Origin of the sequence: Aequorivita sp. KMM 9714 (assembly GCF_011065475.1) — a bacterium.
Lineage (GTDB): Bacteria > Bacteroidota > Bacteroidia > Flavobacteriales > Flavobacteriaceae > Aequorivita > Aequorivita sinensis.
The window spans coordinates 1042060-1054277 of the sequence record NZ_JAAGRO010000001.1; the positions used below are offsets into that span (position 1 = coordinate 1042060).

The 12218-nt window shown below is 35.1% G+C and carries 8 protein-coding genes; 5 read left to right on the top strand and 3 right to left on the bottom strand.

The window, feature by feature from the left end; translation table 11 throughout:
* Positions 1 to 319 precede the first annotated feature (319 nt).
* Entirely contained in the window at positions 320 to 2875 is a 2556-nt protein-coding gene (locus G3A46_RS04660) for an adenosylcobalamin-dependent ribonucleoside-diphosphate reductase (protein ID WP_165146783.1), read from the bottom strand.
* Between the two features lie 324 nt (positions 2876 to 3199).
* On the opposite strand from G3A46_RS04660, the gene G3A46_RS04665 reads away from it, so the two are divergent.
* The 5 genes from G3A46_RS04665 (at position 3200) to secDF (ending at position 10479) form a co-directional block, all read left to right on the top strand.
* A complete protein-coding gene (locus G3A46_RS04665; RefSeq protein WP_165146786.1) occupies positions 3200 to 3541 on the top strand; it encodes a hypothetical protein in 342 nt (113 codons plus the stop codon).
* An 80-nt stretch (positions 3542 to 3621) separates the two neighbouring features.
* Positions 3622 to 5658, top strand: a complete 2037-nt coding sequence (locus tag G3A46_RS04670; RefSeq protein WP_165146789.1) for a TonB-dependent receptor — start codon at positions 3622 to 3624, stop codon at positions 5656 to 5658.
* Between the two features lie 21 nt (positions 5659 to 5679).
* On the top strand, positions 5680 to 6534 hold the full coding sequence (locus G3A46_RS04675) for a hypothetical protein (RefSeq protein WP_165146792.1): 855 nt from the start codon (positions 5680 to 5682) through the stop codon (positions 6532 to 6534).
* A 95-nt stretch (positions 6535 to 6629) separates the two neighbouring features.
* The gene (locus tag G3A46_RS04680; protein WP_165146795.1) at positions 6630 to 7244 is read left to right on the top strand and encodes a hypothetical protein; all 615 of its coding nucleotides are present in this window, start codon (positions 6630 to 6632) and stop codon (positions 7242 to 7244) included.
* A gap of 196 nt (positions 7245 to 7440) precedes the next feature.
* On the top strand, positions 7441 to 10479 hold the full coding sequence (secDF, locus tag G3A46_RS04685; protein WP_165146798.1) for a protein translocase subunit SecDF: 3039 nt from the start codon (positions 7441 to 7443) through the stop codon (positions 10477 to 10479).
* A gap of 145 nt (positions 10480 to 10624) precedes the next feature.
* Here the strand turns inward: secDF and G3A46_RS04690 are convergent, their stop codons facing one another.
* Both G3A46_RS04690 and lgt read right to left on the bottom strand, forming a co-directional pair.
* A complete protein-coding gene (locus tag G3A46_RS04690) occupies positions 10625 to 11119 on the bottom strand; it encodes a DUF192 domain-containing protein (protein WP_165146801.1) in 495 nt (164 codons plus the stop codon).
* Positions 11120 to 11233: 114 nt separating this feature from the next.
* Positions 11234 to 12163: a prolipoprotein diacylglyceryl transferase gene (gene lgt, locus G3A46_RS04695; RefSeq protein ID WP_165146804.1), complete on the bottom strand. Its 930-nt coding sequence runs from the start codon at positions 12161 to 12163 to the stop codon at positions 11234 to 11236.
* Positions 12164 to 12218: the final 55 nt, after the last annotated feature.

The window sequence follows — 12218 nt, forward strand, 5'->3', positions numbered from 1 at the left end:
GACCTGTCAGGAAATCAATTCTTGACAGGTCTTTTTTTATCTCTATTTCAATTCCCTTTAACCCCAAAAGATGAATAATGTTTTAGGGTTTTTCAAAAAAGAAATAAATCAAAATGTATTACGGGATTTCTTCGTTTCCAGGTGTTTTTCGCTAGTCTGAAAATATATAGACCTGTCAGGTTTTTAAAACCTGACAGGTCTATTTTAGTTAATCTTCACTTTCCTTTAACCTCAAAATGTTGATCGATGTTTTTGAGGTTTAGTTTTTATTCTTGTATCTTATAGCGTAGCGGTCTCAAGTCTCACCTCTCACCTCTAACTACCCACATTTAGACGATCCGCAATCTTTGCAGGTCAAACATCCTTCTTGGTAAATAAGTGATGTGCTATTACAGTTTTCACACTTCTGCTTTCTAGCTTCTGTACCATCAACAATGTAGCGTTTTAGTGCACGAGCAACGCCGTTTTTCCAAGTATTTATGCTTTCGGTGTCTAATTGTAAACTGTTGATTAATTCCACAGCTTTTTCAATTGGCATACCGTGTCTAAGGGTGCTAGAAATCAATTTTGCGTAATTCCAGTATTCTGGATTGAACTTATGAGACAATCCTTCAATAGTAGTTTTATAGCCTCTTTTATTTTTGTACTGGAAGTCGTATCGTGAGCTTCCGTCTTCGTTGCGGTTTTTGATGATAACACCATTGTTTACCCAACGCGGAATTAAAATTCCATCTTCATCATCTGCGAAACCAGTGAAAATTTCATAAGGTTTACCGTCTATAAGGCCGATAAAAGCAATCCATTTGTCTTTGTTATTTTGGAAGCGTACAACATCAGCTTCTAAAACTTCAGGACGTTTTGTAGGAAAAGCAGTAAGAGTTTCATTTTCTTCTTCCTCTTTCTTTTCGTCATTAGAAATTAATACTCCAGAGCGAGAGCCGTCGCGATACACCGTAACACCTTTACATCCGGCTTGCCAAGCTTCCAAATATAGTTTTCCAACTAATTCTTCAGTGGCATCATTAGGTAGGTTAATGGTTACAGAAATAGAATGATCTACCCATTTTTGTACTGCGCCCTGCATTTTTACTTTACTCAACCAATCCACATCGTTTGATGTTGCTTTGTAGTATGGAGATTTCTTAACAATATTGTTTAACTCTTCTTGAGAATAATTTTTATCCGTTGCAATCCCATTTACTTCCATCCATTGCTTAAATCTATGGTGGAAAACAACGTACTCTTCCCAGCTGTCGCCAACTTCATCAACAAAATCTACACGTACATTTTTATCGTTCGGATTTACTTTTCTTCTTCGTTTGTAAACAGGCATAAAAACTGGTTCGATTCCAGAGCTAGTTTGTGTCATTAAGCTTGTTGTACCGGTAGGCGCGATGGTGAGTAAGGCAATATTTCTTCGCCCGAATTCCAACATATCGTAATAAAGTTTCTCATCAGCGTCTTTTAAGCGAAGAATAAAAGGATTTTCTTTTTCTCTTTCGCTATCAAATATTTTGAAAGCACCTCTGTCTTTTGCTGTATAAACCGAAGCTCGATACGCTTCTAAGGCAAGGGTTTTATGTATTTTAACTGAAAAGTCATTTCCTTCTTTACTGCCATACTTGATGCCTAAAGCAGCAAGCATATCGCCTTCGGCAGTAATTCCGATTCCGGTTCTTCTACCTTCCTCAGCTTTTCTTTTAATATTCAACCAAAGATTTCTTTCAACTGATTTTACTTCGTCAGTTTGAGGATCAGCATCAATTTTTGCAAGGATAGCATCTACTTTTTCAAGCTCTAAATCGATGATGTCATCCATTATTTTTTGAGCGATAACAATGTGTTTTTTGAAAAGCTCGAAGTTGAATTCAGCTTTATCTGTAAACGGATTTTCAACGTATGAAAATAAGTTGATAGCTAATAAACGACAAGAATCGTAAGGACAAAGTGGGATTTCACCACAAGGGTTTGTAGAAACAGTTTTGTAGCCAAGGTCTGCATAACAGTCTGGCACCGATTCGTTAATAATTGTATCCCAAAAGAGAATTCCAGGTTCAGCAGATTTCCATGCGTTATGTACAATTTTCTTCCAAAGTTTTTCAGCCTCTATTTCTTTTGAATATTTTGGATTGTTACTGAAAATAGGGTATTTCTGTGTATAGTTTTTTCCGTCTTTTACAGCTTGCATAAACGAATCGTCAATTCGCACAGAAACGTTGGCACCAGTTACCTTGCCTTGTTCCATTTTGGCGTCGATAAACTCCTCAGAATCTGGGTGATTTATAGATACTGAAAGCATTAATGCTCCACGACGTCCATCCTGTGCAACTTCACGAGTAGAGTTTGAATAGCGCTCCATAAACGGAACGATACCTGTTGAGGTTAGGGCAGAGTTTTTAACTGGCGAACCTTTAGGGCGTATATGTGAAAGGTCGTGACCAACCCCGCCACGACGCTTCATAAGCTGTACTTGCTCTTGATCTATTTTCATAATTCCACCATAGGAATCTGAGTCTCCTTCATTTCCAATCACGAAACAATTAGAAAGCGAGGCGATTTGATACGGATTGCCAATTCCAGCCATCGGACTTCCTTGAGGGACAATGTATTTAAAGTCTTTTATGGCTTCAAAAATCTCTTCTTCAGTTAAAGGATTTGGATAACGTTGCTCTACTCTGGCAATTTCACTAGCGATACGACGGTGCATGTCGTTAGGTGTTTTTTCATAAATATTTCCATCAGAATCTTTAAGAGCGTATTTATTTACCCAAACGCGGGCTGCAAGATCATCACCCTTAAAGTACTCAACAGAAGCTTCAAAAGCTTCATCTTGGCTGTAAGTTTTAGGGGTAGGGACGGCTGTTTTAATTGACATATATTTAGGTAATTAGAAGATTGTAGGTATTGAATTTTAAAGTAGGTAAATATAACAAATTAGTTACTTCATTTTAAAGCAAAAAAAATAAAGTTGTCATAAAAATAGTATTAAACACCTGAAGGTGAGCGATATATAAATTTATCAACATTAAAAAGTTGACAAATTTTGAAAATTAATTTAGATGTTATTATTCGTTGTTTTTTAATGATATTTTTATCCGAAATACTTCAAAGACAATGATAAAAGTCATGTTTTGAGAGGGTTTGTACGTCTTATCTTTGTAGGGTGAAAAATATAATCCTCATATTAATTTCTGTGTTAATGTTCACAAAGCCATTATGGCCTGTTGTGGATTATATTGCAAATTATGATTACATCGTTACCGTGCTTTGTGAAAATATAGACAAACCAGAGCTTGAATGTGATGGAAAGTGTTATTTAAGTAAAGAGCTTGCAAAAGAAGCTGGAGCTAATGATGATAATCCACTAAATAGCAAAACTTCAAAAACCGAAATTCCTCAGGTTATTATTTCTGAAAATGTAAATGAATATGAGTTTGTATTTCAAACTGACCATTATTCTATTGAGGAAATTGGGTATTTGCCTAATTTGAATTCCTTATTATTAACTTCAAACATTTACCACCCTCCGCAGTTGGGATAATTTTTACTGACTATCGCTTTTATTTCTGACGAAATATTTTTTAGCGATTAATCAATTATAAATTATCAAAACATTAGAAAATGAAATTATCTATAGATGTATTTCCTTTAAGAGGAATGCTTGTGGGTAGTCTAGTGGGTGCATTGTTATGCGGAGATTTATCGCCATTGCACGCGCAAGAATATCCTATAGACAGTCTGAAACTAATAAATCTTAGTGAGGTTGTTGTTATTTCGGCAGGGAAACAATTGGATCATCAAAAGCAACATAAACCATTGTCGACACTCGATGAGTTTTTAGAAACTGCTCGAAGTATTAAAATGGTAAAACGTGGTGCTTATGCTTGGGAGCCAACCATGAACGATATGGCCTCTGAGCGTCTTGCAATTACAATAGATGGTATGCAGATTTTTGGAGCGTGTACCGATAAAATGGATCCTATAACTTCCTATGTAGATGTGTCTAATTTGTCTGAAGCACAAATTGGCTCGGGACAGCAAGGTGCAGCGTTTGGAAACACAATTGGAGGTGGAATAAATTTAAAATTAGACAAAAGTAATTTTAAGCCTACAGACTGGACGGGGTCATTGGAAACAGGTTATGAAGCCAATAATAAAATGCGAGTTTTTGGGGGAGAGTTGAATTATTCTAATGAAAAATTCTATTTCAATACTGATGTAATATATCGTAAAGCCGATAATTATAAAGCTGGAGGGGTCCAAGAGGTGAAGTATTCGCAATTTGAAAAATATAACTTTTCTGTTAATTCGGGTTATAAACTGGCTGATGATAAATCAATAACTACTTCCTTAATATATGATGAAGCTAGAGATGTTGGTTACCCAGCATTAACTATGGATGTTTCCTTAGCTCGAGCGGTTATTGGGTCTATAGGTTATAATCAAGATACTTTATTTGGTGAGTTTAATAACTGGGAATCTAAAGTGTATTATAACACTATAAAGCATGTGATGGATGACACCAACCGTCCTGATGTAGTAGTACATATGGATATGCCAGGTTGGAGTGAAACTGCTGGATTTTATACTCAGGCTAACTTAAATAAAGAAAAAAGTCAATTCATGTTTAAGTTAGACGGCTATTACAATAAGTCATATGCCGAAATGACGATGTATCCTATTAACACTAATGAACAGCCAATGTTTATGCTTACCTGGCCAGATGTACGCACTAAAAATGTTGGGTTTTATGCTGAAGACCATATAGACTTTAACGAATCATCATTAAAACTTTCAACTAGGTTGTCTTATCATTCCAATACTGTGGAGGATGATTTTGGATTGAATAGTTTGAAGATTTTTTATCCAAATATGGAAAGAACTAATAGCCGTTTTCTGAAAAGTTTCTCCGCTCAATATCATAAGGCGTTGGGAGATTTCCATTTAAATGGTGGGATTTCTTACGGTGAACGCGCACCTTCAGTATCGGAGGGGTATGGGTTCTATTTGTTTAATAGTTTTGATAACCACGATTATATTGGAGATCCAAATTTAAAAACTGAAAGATCGACAGATGTAAATCTTTCAATAACTTTTAAAAAGCCGATTTTTGAAATTACTGCTGCTGCTAATTATTTTCACGTGTTCGATTATATCATAGGACAGCTTGATAATTCGTTGAGCACAATGACTATTGGGGCTTCAGGGGTTAAAATCTACTCAAACCTCGATTTTGCACAACTGTTTAATGCGTCTCTTTCTGGAAGATATAGTATCTCGAATGCTTTTAAATTAACTGGGAATATTTCATACCACAGAGGCGTGGATGATGATGGCGAGAACTTGCCATTAATAAGCCCGCTTTCTTATGGTGGAGCTCTAGATTTTTATAAAAATCAATATTCGGCATCGCTTTCAATAGAAGGAGCAGGTGAGCAGAGTAATTACAATCCTGCTTACGGGGAAACGAAAACTGCTGCTTATGCAACTCTATCGGCTAGCTTCGGAAAACGTTTCTTTATTAATGATAACGACCTTTTTGTAAAAGCAGGAATTCAAAACATCTTAGACGCAAACTATTCTTCTTACACCGATTGGAATAATATTCCGAGGATGGGGAGGAATGTTTACGCAACAATTTCTTACGCAATAAATTAATTAGAAAAAACCTTAATAAAAATGAAAACACTTAAATATATATTCGCATTTCTTTTAATATCAATATCATTTGTAAGTTGTTCTAACGACGATGATAATACTCCAATAGAGGTTAACCCAGTTGAAGGGTTAAGTAAGATTTATGAAATTTCAGCTGCAAATCACGTTGTTGAAATCTATTCAGAGAAACAAAATCTTGAAATTGGTTATAATGAAATCTCTATTAGAATTAAAGATTTAACAACAGATAAATACATAAATGATGCTGAATTGAGTTGGATGCCAATGATGAATATGACTGATAGAGCTCATTCTGCGCCACATAGTATGTTGAGTAACGCTGAAGAAAGTACAGTTTACAAAGGTCATATTGTTTTTCAGATGGCAAGCAATGAAACTGAATATTGGGAGCTAAAACTTAATTATAATTTGAATGGTGAATCTGTTGAAGGAGTAACAAGGATTACAGTCTTACAACCAAATGATGGAATGGTGAAAACTCAAGTATTTATGGGGGCAGATGGTGTTAGATATGTTTTGGCTTATGTTGGGCCTCAAAATCCTGAAGTAGCGTTAAACGATATGCAAGCTGTTCTCTATAAAATGGAGGACATGATGAATTTTCCTGTTGTTGAAAATTTTAAAATAACAGTTGATCCTCGTATGCCTGGAATGGGAAATCACAGTTCGCCAAATAATATAGATTTAACTTACAATTCAGTTAATAAAATGTACAAAGGGAAACTGTCATTAACGATGACTGGTTATTGGAAAATTAATTTAAAGTTGTTAAACCAAGCTGGTGAAATTTTAAAAGGTGAAGATGTTACTGAAGATAATCCAGAAAGTAGCCTTTACTTTGAATTAGAATTTTGATTCTAATTACAGGAAGATTTAACTATAAATCAGTTAAGGAATTATAAAACTTAAAGACTGTAGCGATACAGTCTTTATTTTTTTATATTTGGCACGTGAACTGGAGATGGTATCTTACTGGAATAACAATTGCTCTTGCTTTTTTAGGAATAAGCATAGACAAAGCTACGCTTCCTAATCAGGAAATTGTAGTGCAGTTTGATGCTAATTCCGTAAGCTCTGATGAAGCAAATCACGCCATTTCAGAAATTACTTCGCAGCTTAAGAGTATTGGAATTGAAGATGTGCAAATATCTAAATTTCAAGATGGCAAATTAACGGTAGCATATTACAGTGCTATTGATGTTGCAGTAGTAAAGAATCTGTTTAATAGTCAAAATAAACTTCAAATTGACGAGACAGATTTCACTAAAAATGATAATAATACTGAGTTTCCTTATTCGTCTGACTCCAAGATTTACAAGCTAGAGGTAGTTGTAATTCAAAAAGATTTTAATACAGATTCAGGTCTTCAAGGATTACCAGTTGCAACTAAACATTTAAAAGATCAGTACTTAAATCCCATTGTATCATTAAGAACTTCAGAAATTGAGGTTGCTTATAAAACGGGATATGATGCTGTTGCTTTTAAGAATTATCGAAAACTTTCACTTTTAATAGACAATACCTCTTACAAAATACCAGAGGTAAGAGCAGGTCCTTTTTCTTGATTTCTACAAAATATAGAGTTGAGGTCTACCTGTAGATTTCACTTTTCTGAAAATTTTATGGGTGATTTACCTTTAAAGTTTACTACAACTTATTTAAACACAATCATATTGTCAGATATATTCGCAAACCATATATTTGCGGCCCTGTTTCGAGACTTCGGAATAGGAGTGTAAAATCTGACCCAAAAAACAAATTATGCAAAACAAAGGATTAGTATCAGTATTTGCCATCCTCTTTGGATTGGTAAGTATTTATCAGCTTTCTTTTACGTTTATTACAAGTAAAGTAGAAGATAGTGCAAAAGAATTTGCAAACAGCAAATTCACTGAGGATCAACCACACGAAAGAAACGTTGCTGAAGCACGTTACCTAGATTCTGTGGCAAACAACCCAGTATTTTTAGGAGTTGATTATAAAACTGCTAAAGAAAAGGAATTGAATAAAGGTCTGGACCTTAAAGGAGGTATTAACGTAATGCTTGAAGTGTCTGTAAAAGATATCTTACAAGGTCTTGCAAATAATACTAAAGACGCTGCTTTCAATCAAGCATTAGAAAATGCAAAAGAGCTTCAGAAAACAAGCCAGGACACTTACTTAGAGTCTTTCTTTAAAGCGTTTGAAGCACTTCCAGGTGAAAATAATCTTGCATCGCCAGATATTTTCTTCAACAAAAACCTAGAAGATGTAATTGAGGTTGGAATGACTAACGCTCAAGTAAAGCCAATTATCGAAAAGAAAATTGATGAGTCAATTACTTCAGCTTTTGAGGTTTTAAGAAAGCGTATCGATAAATTCGGTGTTACTCAACCAAACATTCAGCGTATTGGTAAGTCTGCAAGAATTCTTGTTGAACTTCCAGGGGCTAAGGATGTAGATCGTGTAAAAAAATTACTTCAAAGTACAGCTCAACTTGAGTTTTGGGATGTTTACAAATTTGAAGAAGTAGCAGGATTCCTACAAGCTGCAGATTTAAAAGCAGGTGAAATAGAATTGGCTAAATCTAAAACTGTAAAAACAGTTGAAACTACACAAGAAGAAACAGATTCTACTGCTACAGAAGAAGATGATGTAAGTAAATTACTAGGTGGGCAAGACGTTAAAGATTCTCTTGTAGATGACGGTAAGTCAAACCCGATTCTTTCAAAGATGGTTTCTTTAGGAAGTCAAGGAAGTCCAATAATTGCGACTTTTAGATTAAAAGATACTTCTGTTGTAAACGGATATTTACGCAACCCACAAGTAAAATCATTATTGCCAAACGAATTGCGTTTTGCAAAATTCGTATGGGGATTACCAGAGGCTAATCCACAATTAGACGGTGAAGAAACGTCTTCATTATATGTGTTAAAAGGAAACAGAAACAATACACCACCTCTTGGAGGAAGTGTAGTTGTAGATGCAAGACAAGAGTTTGATCAAATGAGCCGCGTAGTTGTATCTATGCAAATGAATGGTCAAGGTGCTAAAGTATGGGAGCAAATGACAGGTAATGCATACCAAAACCAAAGTCAGATTGCGATTGTACTTGATGATATTGTATATTCTGCTCCAGGTGTTACTTCAGGACCAATTGCTGGTGGTCGTAGCCAGATTTCTGGAAACTTTACTGTACCTCAAGGTCAGGATTTAGCAAACGTACTACGTGCGGGTAAACTTCCTGCTTCTGCAGAAATTGTACAAGGTGAAGTTGTTGGGCCTACATTAGGACAAGAGGCAATTAACAGTGGTGTATTATCATTCTTATTAGCTTTAGGGATAGTACTTGTTTGGATGGTTTTCTATTATGGTAAAGCTGGAATCTTTGCTGATATCGCTTTATTAGTAAACATCCTTTTTATATTTGGAATATTAGCAGGTCTTGGTGCCGTACTTACGCTTCCTGGTATTGCGGGTATCGTATTAACAATCGGTATGTCTGTGGATGCTAACGTACTTATATTTGAGCGTATTAAAGAAGAGCTAGCCAAAGGAAAGGCACAAAAAGATGCTATTAGAGATGGTTTCAACAACGCACTTTCTTCAATTCTAGATGCTAACATTACTACTGGACTTACCGGTTTAATTCTATTAGTATTTGGTACAGGTCCTATTCAAGGATTTGCTACTACCTTATTAATTGGTATTGCAACAGCATTGTTTACTTCAATATTTATCACAAGATTATTTATTGATAACTATACAAAGAATGGAAAGGATTTACCTTGTTCAACTTCAATTACAAAGAATCTATTTACGAATGTAAATATCGCTTTCTTGAAGAAGCGTAAAATGGCTTATATCTTTTCAGCTATAATGCTTACAATTAGTGCAATCTCTCTATTTACTAATGGACTTAACCAAGGTGTTGATTTTGTTGGTGGACGTACTTATACTGTTCGTTTTGCTAAGGATGTTAATTCGGCTGAAATTCAAGACAACCTTATTGCAACTTTTGGTAGTGCAGAGGCAAAAACCTATGGTGGAGATAATCAGTTAAAGATTACTACTAAATATAAAGTAGAAGAAACTGGTACAGAAGTAGATGATGAAATAGAGCGTATGCTTTTTGAAACTGTGAAAAAAGATATGCCTGCAGATATGACTTTCGAAAAATTCGTAGGTGATCAAGAAGGAAAATCGATTGGTAGAATGGAATACTATAAAGTAAGTCCAACCATTGCAGACGACATTAAGAGAGACTCTTTCTGGGCTGTATTTGGTTCGTTAATCGTTGTTTTCCTTTATATTTTATTACGCTTTAGAAAATGGCAATTTGGACTTGGTGCGGTAGCTGCAATTTTCCACGATGTGGTAATTGTGCTAGGTGTTTTCTCACTTACCTATAAGTTTATGCCATTCAGTATGGAAATTGACCAAGCGTTTATCGCAGCAATCCTTACGGTTGTAGGTTACTCTCTAAACGATACCGTAATTGTGTTTGACCGTATTCGTGAGTTCTTCGGTGAGCATCCAAACTGGAAAATGAACAGAGTAATTGATGTGGCATTAAATAGTACTTTAGGAAGAACCTTAAATACTTCATTTACTACGCTTATCGTATTGTTGTGTATGTTCTTCTTTGGAGCTGAGTCTATTAGAGGTCTACTGTTTGCAATTATTGTAGGTATCTTTGTAGGTACATACTCTTCATTGTTTATAGCAACTCCAATTATGTATGATACTGTAAAACGTAAAAACATTGAGGATTTACTAGATAGAAAAGAGGAAGAAGAAGCTCCTGTTGTAGAAGCTTAATTCAAATCTCGATAATAATAAAATAGCCCTTTTCGGATAGAAAAGGGCTATTTTTATTTTAGCAGTTTCGCAAATATTATTTGAAAGCCTAGTTAGTTATAGAGTAGTGATAAATTTAAAAATAATGTAAGGCAGAAGCTTTAAGTTAATTTCTAGTGTATCGAATTTTATCACCCTTCTCTAATTTCCATCTATCAGAGAGACCTGCATTTACTTCTAATACGTATTGCGCTGGTGATTCTGATGGTAGAGAAGTTTCATTAAAAGGTTGCGCATTTTTTTGGATGCTAACAATCTCCATATCTGAATTAAAGTATATTATATCAAGAGCAAATTCGGTGTTCTTCATATAAAATGATCGCATTTGCATATTGTCGAATATAAATAACATTCCGTGGTTTTCGTCCATAGAACGGCGATACATTAAACCTGTTTGAGTTTTATAGTCGTCATCAGCTATTTCGATGTCTAGTTTTGCGATTACTGAATCGTTTTCTGCTTTTAATAACTCGAGTTCACCTTCTTTTTTGAAAGTAACTTCTTTGGTTAGAATTTTAGTTTCAGTTTTTGGAGCGTCTTTGCAATTGTATAAGGTCAGCATAGAACCGACAATTGCAGCAGAGATAAATAGTTTTTTCATTTTATTATTATACTTACACAGATTTTTCTAATTATATGTTTTAACAAAACCATCCAAGACTTAAGTTAGGGTGGTTTTTATTTGGCTTAATAATTGAGTTTCTGTGATTGTTAGTTATTCTGTAATTGGTTTTTTTGAAGCCTTCCACATAATGAATATACCTGCAAGAATAAATGGAACACTAAGCCATTGACCAGTTGATAGAAGTCCTAAAACAGATTCAAAACCACCTTGGCTAGCCTTTACATACTCGGCTAAAAAGCGAACCATAAATAGAAGAATTAAAAACACTCCAAAGATGTAACCGGTTTGTTTTCTGCGTTCAGTTTTCCAGTACAAATACCAACATACTAAAAACACAATAACATAGCCTGCAGCTTCATATAATTGTGCTGGATGACGAAATGGTACCGATTGAAGTATTTCTGCGAATTGAGGGTTATTTGCGATTGCATCATAAGCCTTGCTTACAGGTTGTATGCCAGTTACGCTTACGGCTTCATGTGGGCTAATGCTTTCATGTAAAAATCGAACACCTAAAGGGAAATCGCCTGAAGGTTTTCCAATTATTTCTGAATTGATAAAATTCCCAATTCTTACAAAAACACCTCCTGCTGCCACAGCAATTACTATTCGATCCATTACCCATAAAAAAGGTTTTTTTACAACATTTTTAGTGTAGTAATACATAGCAATAAGAATTGCGATTGCAGCTCCGTGACTTGCTAGACCTTGAAATCCTGTAAATTCAAATTCCGGTACTGTACTTATAGGCAGGAATACTGAAAGTGGATCTTGAACAAATAGTTCTGGTTGGTAAAAAATAACGTGACCTAATCGTGCACCTATTAGTGTAGCTGCAACCATATAGATAAAAAGGCTATCTAGTTTTTCCTGAGCTATGCCTTCGCGTTCGTATATTTTTTTAGTTAGAACCCAGCCAAGCGTAAAAGCTACAACAAACATCAAGCTGTAATAACGTATCATGAAAAAACCAAGGTCAATTCCTTCAGAAGGATTCCAGGTAAAACTTAAGTAATGCATATGGATAATTTTATTGCGTCGCGTAAAGATAACAAAAGCGAAAAAGTAACGCCGA